This is a genomic window from Mesorhizobium sp. YC-39 (genome assembly GCF_025753795.1).
Taxonomy (GTDB): domain Bacteria; phylum Pseudomonadota; class Alphaproteobacteria; order Rhizobiales; family Rhizobiaceae; genus Mesorhizobium.
Genome location: NZ_JAOWPS010000005.1, coordinates 140,324 through 158,395 on the forward strand (window position 1 = coordinate 140,324; position 18,072 = coordinate 158,395).

At 62.5% G+C, this 18,072-nt stretch carries 16 protein-coding genes; 12 read left to right on the top strand and 4 right to left on the bottom strand.

Annotated features, from left to right (window positions below):
• Positions 1-259: 259 nt before the first annotated feature.
• The 3 genes from OHD62_RS26380 to OHD62_RS26390 all read left to right on the top strand — a co-directional run bounded on the left by OHD62_RS26380 (position 260) and on the right by OHD62_RS26390 (position 4,354).
• On the top strand, positions 260-1,504 hold the full coding sequence (locus OHD62_RS26380) for an OmpP1/FadL family transporter (RefSeq protein WP_263788929.1): 1,245 nt from the start codon (positions 260-262) through the stop codon (positions 1,502-1,504).
• Between the two features lie 302 nt (positions 1,505-1,806).
• Complete coding sequence (ilvD, locus tag OHD62_RS26385) at positions 1,807-3,531, top strand: dihydroxy-acid dehydratase (RefSeq protein ID WP_263788932.1); 1,725 nt, start codon at positions 1,807-1,809, stop codon at positions 3,529-3,531.
• Positions 3,518-4,354, top strand: a complete 837-nt coding sequence (locus tag OHD62_RS26390) for a tetratricopeptide repeat protein (protein ID WP_263788935.1) — start codon at positions 3,518-3,520, stop codon at positions 4,352-4,354. The genes ilvD and OHD62_RS26390 overlap by 14 nt, the downstream gene beginning before the upstream one ends.
• A 31-nt stretch (positions 4,355-4,385) precedes the next feature.
• Here the strand turns inward: OHD62_RS26390 and OHD62_RS26395 are convergent, their stop codons facing one another.
• The 4 genes from OHD62_RS26395 to erpA form a co-directional block, all read right to left on the bottom strand.
• Positions 4,386-4,703 carry a hypothetical protein gene (locus OHD62_RS26395; RefSeq protein WP_263788937.1) on the bottom strand — a complete coding sequence of 106 codons (318 nt, stop codon included), beginning with the start codon at positions 4,701-4,703 and terminating at the stop codon, positions 4,386-4,388.
• A gap of 76 nt (positions 4,704-4,779) precedes the next feature.
• Positions 4,780-5,574 (bottom strand): exodeoxyribonuclease III, encoded by a 795-nt coding sequence (gene xth, locus OHD62_RS26400; RefSeq protein WP_263788939.1) that lies wholly within the window; start codon positions 5,572-5,574, stop codon positions 4,780-4,782.
• A gap of 7 nt (positions 5,575-5,581) precedes the next feature.
• Positions 5,582-5,974 carry a VOC family protein gene (locus OHD62_RS26405; RefSeq protein ID WP_263788943.1) on the bottom strand — a complete coding sequence of 131 codons (393 nt, stop codon included), beginning with the start codon at positions 5,972-5,974 and terminating at the stop codon, positions 5,582-5,584.
• 3 nt (positions 5,975-5,977) lie between these two features.
• Positions 5,978-6,325: an iron-sulfur cluster insertion protein ErpA gene (erpA, locus tag OHD62_RS26410; RefSeq protein ID WP_006335221.1), complete on the bottom strand. Its 348-nt coding sequence runs from the start codon at positions 6,323-6,325 to the stop codon at positions 5,978-5,980.
• A 93-nt stretch (positions 6,326-6,418) separates the two neighbouring features.
• On the opposite strand from erpA, the gene OHD62_RS26415 reads away from it, so the two are divergent.
• From OHD62_RS26415 to tatC, 9 genes are all read left to right on the top strand, one after another.
• The gene (locus tag OHD62_RS26415; protein ID WP_263788985.1) at positions 6,419-7,633 is read left to right on the top strand and encodes a deoxyguanosinetriphosphate triphosphohydrolase; all 1,215 of its coding nucleotides are present in this window, start codon (positions 6,419-6,421) and stop codon (positions 7,631-7,633) included.
• A 61-nt stretch (positions 7,634-7,694) separates the two neighbouring features.
• Positions 7,695-9,452 carry an arginine--tRNA ligase gene (gene argS, locus OHD62_RS26420; RefSeq protein ID WP_263788987.1) on the top strand — a complete coding sequence of 586 codons (1,758 nt, stop codon included), beginning with the start codon at positions 7,695-7,697 and terminating at the stop codon, positions 9,450-9,452.
• A gap of 103 nt (positions 9,453-9,555) precedes the next feature.
• On the top strand, positions 9,556-13,071 hold the full coding sequence (locus tag OHD62_RS26425; protein WP_263788991.1) for an SPOR domain-containing protein: 3,516 nt from the start codon (positions 9,556-9,558) through the stop codon (positions 13,069-13,071).
• A 135-nt stretch (positions 13,072-13,206) separates the two neighbouring features.
• Positions 13,207-14,226 carry a beta-N-acetylhexosaminidase gene (gene nagZ / locus OHD62_RS26430; RefSeq protein WP_263788993.1) on the top strand — a complete coding sequence of 340 codons (1,020 nt, stop codon included), beginning with the start codon at positions 13,207-13,209 and terminating at the stop codon, positions 14,224-14,226.
• 61 nt (positions 14,227-14,287) lie between these two features.
• Complete coding sequence (locus OHD62_RS26435) at positions 14,288-15,088, top strand: segregation and condensation protein A (protein WP_263790160.1); 801 nt, start codon at positions 14,288-14,290, stop codon at positions 15,086-15,088.
• Complete coding sequence (gene scpB, locus OHD62_RS26440; RefSeq protein ID WP_263788995.1) at positions 15,085-15,864, top strand: SMC-Scp complex subunit ScpB; 780 nt, start codon at positions 15,085-15,087, stop codon at positions 15,862-15,864. Before OHD62_RS26435 ends, scpB begins: the two co-directional genes overlap by 4 nt.
• Before the next feature lie 211 nt (positions 15,865-16,075).
• Positions 16,076-16,297, top strand: a complete 222-nt coding sequence (locus OHD62_RS26445) for a twin-arginine translocase TatA/TatE family subunit (RefSeq protein ID WP_263788997.1) — start codon at positions 16,076-16,078, stop codon at positions 16,295-16,297.
• A 29-nt stretch (positions 16,298-16,326) separates the two neighbouring features.
• Entirely contained in the window at positions 16,327-17,121 is a 795-nt protein-coding gene (gene tatB / locus OHD62_RS26450) for a Sec-independent protein translocase protein TatB (RefSeq protein WP_263788999.1), read from the top strand.
• A complete protein-coding gene (gene tatC / locus OHD62_RS26455; RefSeq protein WP_263789001.1) occupies positions 17,118-17,981 on the top strand; it encodes a twin-arginine translocase subunit TatC in 864 nt (287 codons plus the stop codon). Before tatB ends, tatC begins: the two co-directional genes overlap by 4 nt.
• The last annotated feature ends 91 nt before the right edge of the window (positions 17,982-18,072 follow it).

Below are 18,072 nucleotides of genomic sequence, written 5' to 3' on the forward strand. Positions count from 1 at the left end.
GCCCTATTGTTGCCATAATGTAACAATTGGGCCTAATCTCCCCAAAATAGTCTGTTTTCACGCCATTTTAAGCGGCTCTTTTCGATTTTTTTCGTCGATTTGCGACCAGAAGACCGTTTTCCGGTCTTGTGGCGAACGCGTGGACTTTGTCGAAAATGCGTTCGATTGGGGTGTACATGTACGCGTCGCGAATTCGTTGTTGCGCCATTAACCCGAATTGGTTCTAGCTTTGCCCCACTAATATTCGGGGAGGAGTTTCATGAATAAATTGAGTCTGAAAGCGCTGCTGGGGGCGGGGTGCTTTTCGTTGGCTCTGATCGGGACGGTGCATGCTGGCGGCCTTGAGCGCAGCGGCTACAATATCGATCTTTTGTTCGATCCGTCACAGGTCACCGGCGAGGTCGCCGGCACTTATGTCATGCCCGACCGGACGCTGAACAATGTCGTTGATATCGATCCGTCTGATGGCATCGGGACGACCGGGTTCGGCGGGGGAAAGACCGACGGCGTCCATGAAACAGAAGACTATTTTTCGCCTCGTCTGGGCATCAAGGTCGGCATCGGCCAACATGTCGACTGCATGGCCGACTATTCGGAGCCGTGGGGTGCCCACTCCAATCCGGGCTTCGACTGGATGGGCGTGAACAACAACATCGAGACAAAGATCGATAGCGAGAACTATGCCGCGACCTGTTCCTACAAGATGGATGTCGGCAAAGGGCAGCTTCGCTTCATCGGCGGCGTTTTCTACCAGGAAGTCAGCGGCTTCAAGCTGAGGCAGGTTGCGCCGGCATTCGCCTCCGTCGGCAATGGAACAGGTCTATTGGAACTTGCCGGCGACGGGGTTGGCTGGCGCATTGGCACGGCCTATGAAATTCCTGATATCGCGCTGCGCGCCAGCCTTGTCTACAACAGCGCTGTCGACCTTGGCGACATCACCGGCCAGGTCGACCTTTCGCAGGTCAATGGACAGGTCATTCCGGTTTTCGGCAACCAGTCCATGCCGCAGTCGGTCGAGTTCAAATTGCAATCCGGCATAGCACCCGGCTGGCTGGCCTTCGGCTCGATCAAGTGGGTCGACTGGAGCCAACTCCAGCTTGTCAGTTTTTGTTCGAGGCAGATTCAGGGTATTCTGCCCTGTACCTATGAAGGCGTAGGCTTCGTTACCTCGCTTGATCTGCTCTATCGCGACGGCTGGACTGTTTCCGGTGGCATCGGCCATAAATTCAACGAGCAGTGGAGCGGCGCGATCACCTTGACCTGGGATCGTGGCACCACTACCGGCCTCAGCACGCAGACCGACACCTGGACTGTTGGCGGTGGCGCTTCCTTCACCCCCTCGGAGAACGTCGAACTTCGGTTTGGCGGCGCGATCGGCGTGATGACCAGCGGCGAGGTCGGGCCGGAATTCAACGGAACTGACATTTCAGGCGATGACGTGACGTATACGTTCGGCAACGATTTGGTCACGGCGCTTGCGGCCTCTGTCAAGGTCAAGTGGTAACCACTTAATATCAAAGAACAAAAGGCCGGGCATTGCCCGGCCTTTTATCATGAATGGACCTTGCGGACGGCGTTGCCACGATGACCGCGCCTCGGCCGACGTTGCAAATACGCCGCACGCCCTTCGTCGCTGCGATTGTGACGTTTCGGCAACAGTTTCTGAACATCCTGTAATGTAGAAACCTCGCCGGGAACATTGCCTATTTCCCGCCATAAACCCGGCGCACCTCAAATCCGTCTCGGGACACGCGCCAAGAAGGCCAGGCGATGAGGCAGGCCGCGCCGCCCGCGGCAAGGAAGAGTATGGACGCCAGAGTCATCTCCAAGGCCAAGCTGCCCAGCCGCTATGTGACCGTCGGTCCGGCGCGCGCGCCGCATCGATCCTATCTCTATGCGATGGGATTGTCGGCGGCCGAGATCGCGCAGCCGCTGGTCGGCGTCGCGAGCTGCTGGAACGAAGCAGCACCCTGCAACATCTCGCTGATGCGCCAGGCGCAAGTGGTCAAGAAGGGCGTCGCCTCCGCCAACGGCACGCCGCGCGAATTCTGCACAATCACCGTCACCGATGGCATCGCCATGGGCCACCAGGGCATGAAATCGTCGCTTGTGTCGCGCGAGGTCATTGCCGACTCGGTCGAACTCACCATGCGCGGCCATTGCTATGATGCGCTGGTCGGCCTTGCCGGTTGCGACAAGTCGCTGCCCGGCATGATGATGGCCATGGTGCGGCTCAACGTGCCGTCGATCTTCATCTATGGCGGTTCGATCCTGCCCGGTTCCTACAAGGGCAGGCAGATCACCGTCCAGGACGTATTCGAGGCGGTCGGCCAGCACTCGGTTGGCACGATCGGTGATGCCGAACTTCTCGAAATCGAACAGGCGGCCTGTCCGTCGGCCGGCTCCTGCGGTGCCCAGTTCACCGCCAACACGATGGCCACCGTCGCCGAAGCGATCGGTCTGGCGCTGCCTTATTCCTGCGGCGCGCCCGCACCCTATGAGATGCGCGACCGCTTCAATTTCGCCTCTGGCGAAAAGATCATGGAGTTGATCGCAAAGAACATCCGCCCGCGCGACATTGTTACGCTGAAGGCGCTGGAAAATGCCGCGACCGTGGTTTCGGCCACCGGCGGCTCGACCAATGCGGCGCTGCATTTGCCGGCGATCGCGCATGAGGCCGGAATCAAGTTCGACCTGTTCGACGTGGCACGGATTTTCGAGAAGACGCCCTACATCGCCGATCTGAAGCCGGGCGGCAAATATGTCGCCAAGGACATGTTCGAGGCCGGCGGCATTCCGCTGCTGATGAAGACGCTGCTCGACCACGGTTATCTGCATGGCGATTGCCTGACGGTGACCGGCCGCACTTTGGCCGAAAACATGGAGCACGTTGCCTGGAATGATAGCCAGGATGTGGTCCATCCCGCCAACCGACCAATCACCCAGACCGGCGGTGTCGTGGGCTTGAAGGGAAACCTTGCCCCCGAAGGCGCGATCGTGAAGGTCGCGGGCATGGCGGAGTTGAAATTCTCCGGTCCGGCGCGTTGTTTCGATTCGGAAGAGGAATGTTTCGAGGCGGTTACGCACCGCAACTACAGGGAAGGCGAGGTTCTCGTCATCCGCTATGAGGGTCCGCGCGGCGGTCCGGGCATGCGCGAAATGCTGTCGACGACGGCGGCTCTCTACGGCCAGGGCATGGGCGGCAAGGTGGCCCTCATCACCGACGGACGCTTTTCGGGCGCGACGCGCGGTTTCTGCATCGGCCATGTCGGGCCGGAAGCCGCAGTGGGCGGCCCGATCGGATTGCTCAGGGATGGTGACGTGGTTTCGATCGATGCAGTGAACGGCACGATCGAAGTCGATCTGTCCGACACGGAACTGGCAGCGAGGGCAAAGGCCTGGAAGGCGCGCACGACCGACTATCAGTCAGGCGCGATTTGGAAATATGCACAAACGGTAGGGCCTGCCCGCGATGGCGCGGTCACCCATCCGGGCGGTGCCAAAGAAACACATTGTTATGCGGATATCTGAGTTGTTGAGGTCGTCTGTCTTTTCGGCACTGGTCGCGATCGCCACTTTTGGCGCGACCTTGGGCGCCGTGGGCCAGGCCATGGCCTTCGACGACAAGGTGTTCGACGACAAGACCGGCGTGAAGCCGCAGTCGAGCCCCTGGGCGGTGTTCCAGTTCGGCTTTTCCGCCTACAAGAACGGCCACAAGGAGCAGGCTGCGGAAGCCTATAAATACGCGGCCGAAAATGGTCAGATCGGCGCCACCTGGAAGCTTGCGCGCATGTATGCCGAGGGCGATGGCGTGGCGCGCGACGACTATGCCGCGTTCAAGTTCTTCTCAGAGATCGTCGACCAGGATGTCGAGCCCGGCTCGCCGGAAGAGAGCTATGTGTCGGACGCGCTGGTGGCGCTCGGCGACTATCTACGGAAGGGCATCCCCGGCAGCCCGGTCGCCGAGAACGAAGTGGCGGCCCAGGAATATTACATGCGCGCCGCCGCCAACTATCGCAACCCGAACGCCCAGTTCGAGATGGGCCAGATGTTCCTGAAGGGCGAGGGCGGCGTCAAGGCAAGCGTCAAGCAGGCCGGCCGCTGGTTCCAGCTCGCTGCCGAAAAGGGTCATGCCGGCGCACAGGCGACACTCGGCAATTTGCTGTTCCAGAGCGGCAAGATCGTTCGCGGGCTGGCGATGATGACCGCGGCGCTCGAACGCGCCGCGCCGGCCGACCAGCCATGGATACGTGGCATGCAGGAAGAAGCGTTTGCCGCCGCCGGCGAAGCCGATCGTCGCACCGCGATTTCGCTGGCCGACGACATCCTCACCAAGGGCGGCGGCGACCAGTAGGCGGGATTGCCGCTTTCCAGTTATCGGAAAATCAGTTTTCGGTCGGCTCCGCAGGCACCAGGCTCGGTGCCGGTGTAGAGATCGACGTTGGGTGCAGGCGTGGTGCCGGCTTGTTTCCCGGGCACTCGTCGTCCACCCTCGTCCACGACGTGTTGTTGAGCACCATGTCGCAGCGGGCGAGGTGGCTCTCGCCGGAAAGCGTCAGGCAGGCGACCTGGCCAATCTGGAACGATTTCCCGTTAGCCAGGCATTCCGCATCGGCAAAAGCCGGCGTCGCCACAGCCATGGCAAGCGCGCAGCCGATCGGGCACAGAGCAAATCGGATAGTCATGGGAACCCCAGCCACCATGATGATTTCTCATCAAGCGCGCGATTTGTGGCGATAAGAGGTCAACTTATGAATGTGCCGCCGGGCGGCGGGTTGATCAAGCGGGCTGCAGCGCCAGTTCGATGGCTACCGGCACGTGGTCGGAGGGTTTTTCCCAGGCGCGCACATACTTTTCGATCGAGGCTGATGAAAAGCGGTTGGCGGCCTCCGGCGACAGCAGCAGGTGATCGATGCGGATGCCGTTGTTCTTCTGCCAGGCGCCGGCCTGATAGTCCCAGAACGTGTAGGTGTCCGGCGCGTCGGTAACCGCGCGCACGGCTTCTGTGAAGCCGAGATTCATCAGCCGGCGGAAGGCTTGCCGCGTCTGCGGCTGGAACAGCGCGTCGCCCAGCCAATTCTCCGGGAATCTGGCGTCGATCGGTTCGGGGATGACATTGTAGTCGCCGGCCAGCACCAGCGCCTCTTCGAGCAGAAGCCGCTCCTCGGCCCAGCGTTCGAGCCGCGCCATCCAGGACAGTTTGTAGGGAAACTTCTTCTCGTCATCGATCGGATTGCCGTTCGGCAGATAGAGCGAGGCGACGCGCAAGCTGCCCTTGTCGGTGGAGAATACGCCCTCGATGAAGCGTGCCTGCTCATCGGCGTCGTCGCCCGGCAGGCCTCTGATAACCTCGTCGAAGCGCAGTTTCGACAGGATGGCGACGCCATTGAAACCCTTCTGGCCATGGGTTTCGACATTGTAGCCAAGCGCCTCGACCTCGGCGCGCGGAAACTGCTCGTCGACCGTCTTGATCTCTTGCAGGCAGGCGATGTCAGGCGCGCTTTCGCTCAGCCAATGGGTGAGATTGCCGAGGCGGGCCCGAACGCCGTTGATGTTCCAGGTGACGATCTTCATGACGGCCTCATTGCTGTTGCGGCTTCTGGCGTTCGACGAGGCCGATCGTATTGCCTGCCGGGTCCTTTAGGAAGGCCATCCATTCGCTTTCCCCCGCTGGCCCGAACTGGCCCTGCGTATCGTGATGAACGAGCGCCGGCGGCGCGGTGAAGGGGACGCCGGCGGCCTTTGCCTCGGCGTGGAAGGCATCGAGCCCCGACATGTCGAGATAGACGATCCCCGCCGGCACGCCATCGGTAAAGAAGAGGCGCACGTCGCCCGCCATGATGAAGGCGATGCCCGGCGGATCGTAACGGGCATGAACGCTCATGCCGAGCACATCCCGCCAGAATCCCAGGGTTGTGTCGAGATCGCGCCCGGCCGAGAGCGCGACCTGACGGACCGCGCCGATGGTGGGCATGGTTTAGATGGAGAAACTGGTGCCGCAGCCGCAGGAGGCGACCGCATTCGGATTCCTGATCTGGAACGACTGGCCCATCAGGTCGTCGACGAAGTCGATCACCGAGCCGCCCATATAGACCAGCGAGAGGTCGTCGATCAGCACGGTGGCGCCGTCCTTCTCGATGGCGACGTCGTCATCGTTGCGCGTGTCGACCAGGTCGAACTTGTAGGAAAAACCGGAACAGCCGCCGCCTTCGACAGAAACGCGCAGCGCCGTCTTGCCGGCTTCGCCAGAGACAATCTTGGCGATCCTTCTCGCGGCGGCGTCGGTCATCTCGACTTTCATGGCAGTCTTGGCATCAGCGCCCATCGGCGTCACCTTGCTTTCAGTTGCATATGATAGGTATGAAGCGCGAGGGGGCAAGTCAACTGCGGCAAAGCCCATGGCAATGAGTTGGGGGCCATGACCAACGAGTTGGGCGACATCGGATTCGGCTATCGGCCGCGCGCGGACTATGCCAGCGATCCGGCCAAGTCGCGCGGGCGCCTGTTTGATGAGGTCGAGAGCCCGACCCGCACGCCGTTCCAGCGCGACCGCGACCGCATCATCCATTCGACGGCATTCCGCCGGCTGAAGCACAAGACGCAAGTGTTCGTCGCGCATGAGGGCGATCATTACCGCACCCGGCTGACGCATTCGATCGAGGTGGCGCAGATTGCACGCGCCCTGGCACGGGCGCTGTGCGGCGACGAGGATCTGGCCGAGGCCGTGGCGCTGGTGCATGATTTCGGCCACACGCCCTTCGGCCATACCGGTGAAGAGGCGTTGGACGAGAAGATGGCCGATTGGGGCGGCTTCGACCACAATGCGCAGTCGCTGCGCGTGGTGACGCGGCTTGAGCGGCGCTACGCCGAATTCGACGGGCTGAACCTCACCTGGGAAACGCTGGAGGGTCTGGTCAAGCACAACGGACCATTGACCGATGCCCAGGGGAAAGGCCTGAAAGGGCCGGTGCCGCAGGCGATCCGCGACTATTCGGAGTTGCACGACCTCGAACTCGACCGCTTCGCCGGCATCGAGGCGCAGTGCGCGGCGATCGCTGACGACATCGCCTACAACACCCATGACATCGACGACGGGTTGAGATCCGGGTTCCTGACGCTGGATATGCTGGAAAAGATTTCGTTGCCGGGGTCGATCCTGGAAGGCGTGCGCCAACGCTATCCGGCGCTGGACGATGTGAGGACGGGGCACGAACTGATGCGCCGGCAGATCACGATCATGGTCGAGGACGTCATCATGTCGACACATGCGAACCTTGCGCGCATCAAGCCGGATAGCGCCGAAGCGGTGAGGGCGGCAGGCGAGACGATGGTGGGTTTTTCCACCGACATGGCCGCGCTCGAAAAGGAATTGAAGGCCTTTCTCTACAAGCACCTCTACCGGCACAGCGAGGTCATGCGCGTGCGCGCCGACGCCGAGCAGATCGTCAAGGACCTGTTCGATGTCTATTTCGCCGATCCGCGCGCCATGCCCGATGGCTGGCGCGAAGGGCTCGACCGGGCCGAGGACCGTATCAAGGCGCGGGGCGTCGCCGATTTCCTGGCGGGCATGACTGATACCTACGCTTTGAAGGAACACCGCCGTTTGTTTGACCATACGCCGGATTTGAGCTAGGGCGGGCACGATTTTGCCGGCCAATGAGCCGGATTCCCTTAAAGCCGCCAGAGCCACACCAATGAACATCTTCGCCGATTTCACCGCGCGAGTCGCAAGAGCTGTCGAAGCACTTGATCTGAAGGACAGCGAGGGCGCCTCACCTGATCTGTCGCGTATCGCAGTCGAGCCGCCGCGCGACGCCAGCCATGGTGATCTCGCGACCAATGCGGCGATGGTGCTGGCCAAGCCGACCGGCCAGTCTCCACGCGCGCTGGCTGACAGGCTTGCGCAAGCGCTGCGCGCCGATCCCGATATCGCCGCCGCCGATGTCGCGGGTCCTGGATTCGTCAATCTCAGACTCAAGGACGGGTTCTGGCAGGCGCATCTGACCGCACTTCTCGGCGAAGGCCGCAACTATGGGCGTTCGACGGTCGGCGGCGGCAGGAAGGCCAATGTCGAATATGTCTCGGCCAATCCGACTGGTCCGATGCATGTCGGTCATTGCCGTGGTGCCGTGGTGGGTGATGCACTCGCCAATCTGATGGCATTCGCCGGTTACGACGTGACCAAGGAATATGTCATCAACGATGCCGGCGCGCAGATCGACGTGCTCGGCCGCTCCGCAATGTTGCGGTATCGCGAGGCGCTCGGCGACGACATCGGCGAGATTCCGGCCGGGCTCTATCCGGGTGACTATCTCATTCCGGTCGGCCAGGAGCTGGCCGGCGAATTCGGACGCTCCCTGCTGCAAATGCCGGATGAGGAGGCGCTTGCCATCGTCAAGGACCGGACGATCGATGCGATGATGGTGATGATCCGCCAGGATCTGGCGCTGCTCAACGTGCATCACGACGTCTTCTTCTCCGAGCGCACGCTGCATGCCGACAACGCCCGCAAGATCCGCTCGGCGATCGCTGACCTGACGCTGAAGGGCCATATCTACAAGGGCAAGCTGCCGCCGCCCAAGGGTGAGAAGCCGGACGATTGGGAGGACCGCGAACAGACGCTGTTCCGCTCGACAGCGGTCGGCGACGATCTCGATCGGCCGCTGGTCAAGTCGGATGGCACCTTCACCTATTTCGCCGCTGATGTCGCTTACCTCAAGGACAAGGTCGACCGTGGCTTCGTCGAGCTGATCTATGTGCTTGGCGCCGATCATGGCGGCTATGTGAAGCGGCTGGAAGCGCTCGCCCGGGCGATCGCCGACGACAAGGTCAAGCTCACCGTGCTGCTTTGCCAGTTGGTGAGGCTTTTTCGCGATGGCGAGCCGGTGCGGATGTCGAAGCGGTCGGGTGATTTCGTGACGCTGCGCGAGGTGGTGGAGGAGGTCGGTCGCGACCCGATCCGCTTCATGATGCTCTACCGCAAGAACGATGCGCCACTCGATTTCGACTTCGCCAAGGTGACCGAGCAGTCGAAGGACAATCCGGTGTTCTACGTGCAGTACGCTTCGGCGCGCTGCCATTCGGTGTTCCGGCAGGCGAGCGAGCAATTGGGCGAGGCCAATTTCGATCGCAATCGGCTGGCCGCCGCGACCGCTTCGCTGGCCGATGTGGGCGAGATCGGCCTGATCAGGAAGCTTGCCGAATATCCCCGGTTGATTGAATCCGCGGCTCTTGCGCTCGAGCCGCACAGGCTGGCATTCTACCTCTACGACCTTGCCTCCAGCTTCCACGGACACTGGAACAGGGGCACCGAGAATCCCGACTTACGTTTTGTTAAGGTTAACGACCGAGAATTGACGCATGCCAGACTAGGGCTGGTGCAGGCTGTTTCGGACGTTCTGACGTCCGGCCTGACGCTGATCGGGGCTGAAGCGCCCACCGAAATGCGTTAGGTTTGACTAAAAAACCTGTCACCTTTTGCCCACATTGCGCTGGTAAGGGCCAACCCTGCGCGACGTCCATGGCGTCCGAATGAGTGCGAGTTCGGGAACGATAATGGCAGACAGAACCCATCTGAGAGCAGCCGCCAACAACGATATCGCTGACGACGATCCCTTCGCGGAATTGACCAGGATCATGGGTTTCGACCCGCGCCAGCCAGTCAGGCCACAGACGCCTGCCCAGCCGAAGGCGGCTCCCGCCGGTCAGCCGGTGGACGACGGCGATTTCGACATCGACCTCGAGAAGGAGTTGATGGGCGAATTCGGTGCTGACGACAATGATGGCGTAGCCGAAGTTCGCGAGCCGGCTTTCGAAGCCGCCCCGATGGACGACGAGGTTGCCGCCTCGCTCGAACAGGATTTCCTGCTGGACGACGATGCGACGGACGAAACGGTCCATGCCGTTACAGCCGCCGACCTTGATCTTGGTGCCGCCGAATTATCCGCGCCGGCTGTTAACGCGGCTTTCGATGATAATTTCGACGATGCGATCGCCAGTTCGCTCGAAGACGTGTCGCCATTCGAAGACGATTTGGCCGTGGCCAACGATCTTGGGGACGACAGGCTTGAGGACGATCAGCTTGCCGTGTCGCTCGAACAAGACCTCCTGCTCGATGACGATGCAGCGAACGAGGCCGAACTGAATGCTGCGAGCGCCGAGGTTTCTGCGCCGGCCGTCGATCCAGTCGACTACGACGAATTCGACGATGCGGTCGCAAGTTCGCTGGAAGACGAGCTAACGCTGGACGAGCACGTGCCGCTGCAGCAGGCCGCCGCTGCCGAAGTCCCGGCGCCGGCTGCCGAACCCGACTTCGATGATGAATTCGACAACGCCATTTCAAGCTCGCTCGAAGACGAGCCGATGTTGGATGAGCATGTTGCGATGGAACAGGCTGTCGTTGAGGCTCCTGCTGCGCCTGTTCAGGCCGTTTCGGATGAGTCCGACGAAGACTTTGCTGGCCACTTCGACGAAGCCATGGCCGATGTCGACATGGATTTCGACGTTCGCACGGCTGAGCTCGCCGAAATCGATCAGCCCGAAATTGACGAGCCGGAGGTCGTGCCCGCCGGGGATGAGCTGGCCGCTGCCGCCCCGAAAGATGCGTTCGACGACGATTTCGATTTGAATTTCGATGATGCGCTTGTCGACGAGATCGAAGAGCCGGTTGCGCAAGTCGCCGGTGTTGCGCCCCAGCCGACCGCGCCAGCCGTGGCCGCGGTCCAGCCGGCGGCCGCCATCGCCCCAATCGCCGAAGAGCGAAGCCTGGAGGACGAGTTGAACGCGCTGCTGGGCGCCATGAGCACACGTTCTGCTCCCATGGCCGCCGCTGCGGCAGCCCCGGCACCCAAGGAGCCAGCGATGGCTCAGCAACCTGTGGCAGCGGCTGAAAAAGCCGTTGGGAAGCCGGTGGATCCGGTTAGCGAGCTGGACTGGGACCTTGATGAGCATGCCCAGGTGGAGTCTGCGCACGCTGACGTGGTTCAGGCCGCCGACGCCGATCTCGACACGTTTCTCCTTGATGAACTCAAGGATCAGGATTTTGGCGCTGAAGATGCCGCCGGATCGGAAGACGCCGATTTCGACAGTGATGACCTCAATGCCGCTTTCGCCAGGGATATCGGTCTCGATCACGACGCCGCCGACGACGGGATTGCGGCTGACGCCGGGAAAGAAGAGCCACATGATTCGCTCGGCTGGCGGACGACGCGCTCGACCCCGCCGGAACCGGCTCGCTCGTGGAGCCGCGTGACGCCGGTCGCGAATACGCAGCCCGCCTTCGCAAGCCAACCGGTGGCTTCGGCGAAACCCGCAGCCACGCCGCCGCCAGCAATGGTTGCGGCGCCATCCCGCCAGGAAGAGCCGACGGCCGTGGCTGATACCGCCTATGCAGCACCGGCGCCGGCAGAACAGCCTTCGGCATTTGACGAGATGCCCGATGTCGAGACGGTCGATGTGCCGGAGCGCGTCGTGGCGCTGGCGGACGATCTCGATATTCCGGAGATCAACTTCGATGAAGCCGAGCCAGCGGCGCCCGCCTATGACGATCTCGACGCCGATTTCGCCAACCTGCTCACGGAAATGAACGCCGTGGATGTCGCTCCCGCTTCGGTGCGGAGCGCGGCTTATGACGATGAACCCTATAATGCGGGGTTCAACTCGGGCTACCAGCGCGACCGCGTTGAAACGCGAACCTATGCGGCGAGGCCTGCGGAGACGCCCGCCAGTGCGGCCTATGTCGATGCGGCCGGCGGCTTCGATCTGGGCGAATTGCCCGGCGGCGGCAAGCCGGTTTCGCAGGCCGATGACTTTGCCTTGGACGAACTCGACTATGATCCCGAGCTGGACGAAGCGATGTCGGTTCCGGGCCTGGCCGAGCAGGAGGCCGCCAGGCCCCGGAGCCGTGGCCTGCTGATTGCGGCAGTCGTCGGCGCGGTAGCGATCGCCGGGGGGCTCGGTGCCTTTGCCCTGTCTTTCGGCGGCAAAGGCAGCGGCGACGCGCCGGTCATCGTCAAGGCCGACAATTCACCGATCAAGGTCAAGCCGGAAAATCCGGGCGGCACCGTCGTGCCGAACCAGGACAACAAGGTCTATGATGCGGTGGCCAAGGGCACGAAGCCTGCCGAACCGGTCCAGGAGAAGCTGGTGACCAACACCGAAGAGCCGGTGGATGTGACGGCCAAGGAGCCGCCGCAGAGCCGTGTCGTCGATCTTGGCGACACCAACGCGGTCGAAGGCACCGATGCGGCTGGTGGCGCGCAAGCCGCCGACGGCACGCAAGCGGCCGGCGACACGCAAGCGGCCGGAAATGCCGACGTTGCTGCCGCTCCGGCACCCAAATCCGAGGATCGTATCGCCCAGGTTCTGCAGGAAGCCGAAAAGTCCGGGAATCCCGATATCGTTGCGGTTGCACCGCGCAAGGTGAGGACCATGGTCGTCAAGTCAGATGGTTCGCTGGTGGCGCGCGAGGATCCGGCGCCCGCGGCACCGCAGGTGGCCGCCGTCGAGCCTGTCGATCCCGAGCCGCAGCGTGTGGCCCCGTCGGCCCAGGCCGACGACGCGGCGCAGACCGGCACCGTGCCGCCCGCAAGCGGCCAGGCAACTGATGATCAGGCGAACAGCGATCAGGCCGAACCCGTCCAGCCCGAAACGGTCAAACCGGCCGCAGCACCTGAAGCCAAGGCCCAATCCGCCAACACCCAGTCCGCCAACACGCCCGAAACGGTTCCGTTGGCGCCGCAGCGTCCATCCGACCAGCCGGTCGATGTCGTCGGCGAGGTCAAGCCTGACCAGGTTGCGTCCATCCCAACGACTGCCTCGACCGGCGGAGGCTCCTGGTCGATGCAGATCGCGTCGCAGCCGACGGTCGAAAGCGCCCAGTCCAGCTATGCGGATCTGCAGCGCCGCTTTGGCAGCGTGCTTGCCGGCCGTACCGCCAACATCGTCAAGGCCGAAATCGCCGGCAAGGGGACCTTCTACCGGGTCCGCGTCCCGGCACAGTCGCGCAACGATGCGATCAGCCTGTGCACCAGCTACAAGGCCGCCGGCGGCAATTGCTTCGTGTCGCGCTAGCTGCTCGAAAGCTTCAGTCAAAACCGGCGCGGCCACAGACCGCGCCGGTTTTTTGTGGGAAAGGGCAAGCGGCGCCCTGGTGCATATGGCTGGATGCGATTCCATTTGTCCGCGCGAAGCCCTAAACTGTCAGACATGACCGAATCAAAATCCATGATACTCGGCTGCGCCGGGAAATCGCTGACGCGCGACGAAATCAATTTCTATCGCAACGAATGCCCGTGGGGCTTCATCCTGTTTGCGCGCAACATCGGCGAGACCGAGCAGATCCGCGATCTGGTCGCCGCGATGCGCGACTGTATCGGGTGCCCCGATGCGCCGGTGTTCATCGACCAGGAAGGCGGCCGGGTGCAGCGCCTGCGGCCGCCGCTGGCGCCGAACTATCCGGCCGGCGGTGCGCTCGGCGCGCTGTGGCGCGACGACCACGACGCCGGCGCCCGCGCCGCCTGGCTGATGGCGCGGCTGCATGCCTTCGACCTGCTGCGCTTCGGCATCACGGCGGACTGCCTGCCGGTGCTCGACGTGCCGATCGAAGGCGCCAGCGACGTCATCGGTGCGCGCGCCTACGGCAAGGAACCGCGCGCCGTCATAGAGCTTGGCCGCGCGGCGGCCGAAGGGTTGATGTCGGGCGGCGTGCTGCCGGTCATGAAGCATATTCCCGGGCACGGGCGGGCCTTTGCCGATACGCATTTCGAACTGCCGACCGTCGATGCCTCGATGAGCGATCTGCAGCGGCACGATTTCGCCCCGTTCAGGGAACTCAATCATTTGCCGATGGCGATGACGGCGCATGTCGTCTACAGCGCGATCGACCCGAAGAACCCGGCGACCACCTCGGGCAAGGTCATCGACGAGATCATCCGCGGCGAAATCGGCTTTGACGGGCTGCTGATGAGCGACGACACGTCGATGAAGGCACTTTCTGGGGATTTCCCGACAAAGGCGGCCGCGATCCTTGCGGCGGGATGCGATCTGGTCCTTCACTGCAACGGCGTATTCGAGGAGATGGCCGGCATTGCGTCGCGCACCAAGGGGCTTGAGGGCAAGTCGCTGGAGCGCGCTAAACGGGCGCTGACCTATATAAAGGACCGCGACCGGGCTGACGAAACCGAGATACGCGCCGAGTTCGCCACCTATTTCGACGCTGTGGCCTAGCACCAAAGGGAAACGGGAAGTGGCGGAAACATTGGACAGCAAGGCCGGCAAGGCCGCACCGATGGACCGCCTGTGGGCCGAGAACGACGATTCGCGGCTGACCGGCGATCCCGCGCTGGTCGTCGACGTCGCCGGTTTCGAAGGGCCGCTCGACCTTCTCCTGCATCTTGCCCGCAACCAGAAAGTCGATCTGTCGCGCATCTCGATCCTGGCGCTGGCCGAGCAATATCTGGCCTTTGTCGAGAAGGTGAGGGTGCTGCGGCTTGAGCTTGCCGCCGACTATCTGGTGATGGCGGCGTTGCTGGCCTTCCTCAAGTCGAAGCTTTTGATCCCCAAGCAACCGGGCGAAGAGGGCGAAAGCGGCGAGGAGCTGGCGGCGGTGCTGCAATTCCGGCTGAAGCGGCTGGAAGCCATGCGCGACGCGGCGGCACGGCTGGTCAACCGCAACCGGCTCGGGCGCGATGTGTTCGCGCGCGGTATGCCGGAGATGGTCATCGTCGAGAAGCGCAACGCCTATTCGGCCTCGCTCTATGATCTGTTGACCGCCTATGCCCAACAGCGCCAGAAACAGGCAATCACCAATGTAACGATCGCCAAGCGTGGCGTGTGGTCGCTCAAGGACGCGCGTGATGTGCTGACCCGGCTGATCGGCTCGCTTGCCGACTGGACGGCGCTCGACAGTTTCCTGATCCAGTATCTGTCCGGTCCGGACGAGCGGCGCACCGCGGTCGCAAGTTCCTTTGCCGCAACGCTGGAACTGGTGCGCGAAGGCAAAATGGAGATGCGGCAGGACGAGGTGTTCGCGCCGCTCTATCTGCGCGGCCGCGCGCAAGGCATCAAAGCAGTCGAGGTGGCATCATGAGCGAACGCGCCAACGCTTCGGTCATTCCCTTCAAGATCGATGACGAGACCGAGGAGGGGCTGCCTGCGGAGACACCGGCACAGGATATAGCCCAGAACCTGTCCCAGAATCCTGGCCAGCGGCTGCATATGGCCGAAGCCGTGCGCATGGCCGAGGCGATCGTGTTCGCCAGTGCCGAGCCGGTCAGCGAAAAACAGCTTGCCGCGCGGCTGCCCGACGGCATCAACATCGCCGCGGCGATGGCCGATTTGCAGCAGATCTATGCACGGCGCGGCGTCAACCTGGTGCGCGTCGGCGATGCTTGGGCGTTCCGCACCGCCGGCGACCTCGCCTTCCTGATGAGCAGGGATACCGTCCAGCAAAGGAAGCTCTCCCGCGCGGCTCTCGAAGTGCTGGCGATCATCGCCTATCACCAGCCGGTGACGCGCGCCGAGATCGAGGATATCAGGGGGGTCGAGACCTCGAAAGGCACGCTGGACACGCTTTTGGAGACCGAATGGGTGCGCATGCGCGGGCGCCGGCGTACGCCCGGCCGGCCCGTCACCTATGGCACGACCGACATCTTCCTCGATCATTTCGCGCTGGAGGAGATCCGCGATCTTCCCGGCATGGAGGAATTGAAGGGCGCTGGATTGCTTTCCGGCCGGATGCCGTCGAATTTCTCCATCCCGCAACCGCCGGCCGATCCTGATACGCTGACCGATGACGAGGATCCGCTGACCGACATCGACCTTGAGGAACTCGGCCTGTTGACGCCGCGCGTCACGGAGGATTGACCGCGGACCTGGCGTGGCGTTCGAATTTCGCCACACTTTGGAGCAACGCAATGAGAGCGCGAACCCCGCTGCGCCGATTGGTAGCGGGGCAATCGCGCCGAAACTGCGTGACTTCTGCCACTCATTCATAAACTCTGTCGCGGTTGTGTTTGAATCCCAACGCGAAAACGCATAGATCATCGTCAGGGAAAACATTCGAGAGAGATTTGCTATGGGTTCATTTTCGATTTGGCACTGGATGATCGTGCTGGTGATCGTGCTGCTGGTGTTCGGCCGCGGCAAGATTCCAGAGCTGATGGGCGACATGGCCAAGGGCATCAAGAGCTTCAAGAAGGGCATGGCCGACGACGACACCGCCGAAGACAAGCGCACCGTCGAACACCGTGCCGACGAAACCGTTTCGGCAGTGAAGGAAAAGGCCAGCAAAGGCTGAGCCCACGCTTTTAGTCGGAACGTATTGCCATGTTCGAAGTCGGCTGGACCGAGATGCTGGTGATCGCGATCGTCATGATCGTGGTCGTCGGACCTAAGGATTTGCCCAATATGCTGCGCACCTTCGGCCGCACGACGGCGAAGCTGCGCGCCATGGCGGCCGACTTCCAGAAGCAGTTCAACGATGCGCTTAAGGAAGCCGAGCTTGACGATGTCAAGAAATCGGTCGATTCGCTGAGAGGCCTCAACCCGGCTGCCGAGATCAGGAAGCAGCTCAATCCGTTTGAGCAGGCGGCGGCCGACGTCCGTTCAGGGGTTGACGCGGTGATGAAGCCAAAGCCGGCGGCTGATCCTGCCGAGCCTGCCGCTTCTACGCCGCAGGCCGCCGAGCCGTTGAAGAATGGTGCGACGGTGCTGCCGGGCGTGGATGCGCCGGAAGCAGCGCCGGCGGCGCCGATCTTTCCGGTGATGACCGACAGTTTGGTGGTGGCCCAGGCATCGGCGGCCGAGCCGCCAAAAGCCTCGACGAAGAAATCAGCGAAGGCGGCGATGCCAAAAGCCGACAAAGCTGCTGCGCCCGCGCCGGCAACCAAACTGGCGCCCGCAAAGGCCATGGCCAAGGCCGCGCCGGTTGCCAAGGCGACTGCGGCTGTGAAGACGACTCCGGCTTTGAAGACGACTGGGGCGGTGAAAGCGGCGGTGCCGGCCAAAACCGCCGCCAAGCAAGTGCCGACAGCAGCCAAGCCGGCAAAAGCGGCATCGAAACCAACTGCGGCCGCGCCGAAGACACCGGCTGCAGCCAGCAACAAGACGGCGGGCAAGTGAGCATTTCCGACACGGAAAAGGACGAGATCGAGAAATCGTCGGCTCCGCTGATGGAGCATCTGATCGAACTGCGCCGGCGGCTGATCTGGTCGATCGGCGGGTTCTTCGTCGCCTTCCTGTTCTGCTTCTTCTTTGCCAAGAAGCTGTTCAACCTGTTGGTGATCCCGTTCAAATGGGCGACCCAGTGGGCCGGGCTCGATCCGCACAAGGTCGAGCTGATCTACACGGCGCCGCAGGAATTCTTCTTTACCCAGGTCAAGCTCGCCATGTTCGGCGGCATGGTCATCGCCTTTCCGCTGATCGCCACGCAGATCTACAAATTCATCGCGCCCGGCCTCTACAAGAACGAGCGCAACGCCTTCCTGCCGTTCCTGATCGCCTCGCCGATCCTTTTCCTGCTGGGCGCGTCGCTGGTCTATTTCTTCTTCACACCGATGGTGATGTGGTTCTTCCTCGCCATGCAGCAGGCCGGCACCGACGACCAGGTGCAGATTTCGCTGCTGCCGAAAGTGTCCGAATATCTCAGCCTGATCATGACGCTGATCTTCTCCTTCGGCCTGGTGTTCCAGTTGCCTGTGGTGACCAGCCTGATGACCAGGGTGGGCATGCTGTCGTCCAAGGCGCTGGCCGAAAAGCGCAAATGGGCGATCGTCATCGCCTTCGTCGTCGCAGCCATACTGACGCCGCCCGATCCGATGAGCCAGATCGGGCTCGCCATTCCCACCATCATTCTCTACGAGGTGGCGATCTGGGCAGCACGGCTGATCGAGCGGGATCAGGAAAAGCAGCGGGTGGCGCGCGAGAAGCAGGACGCCGGAGAAAAGGTGGCCGAAAAGCCTGCGGAAGCGCCTTCGGAGTAGGTTCCTTCGTAGGCGGGTGGCGTCCGGATGTCCGCGCTAGCGGAAAAACGCGACAGTCTCCGAACCCTCATCTTGCATCGATCAAGGATGC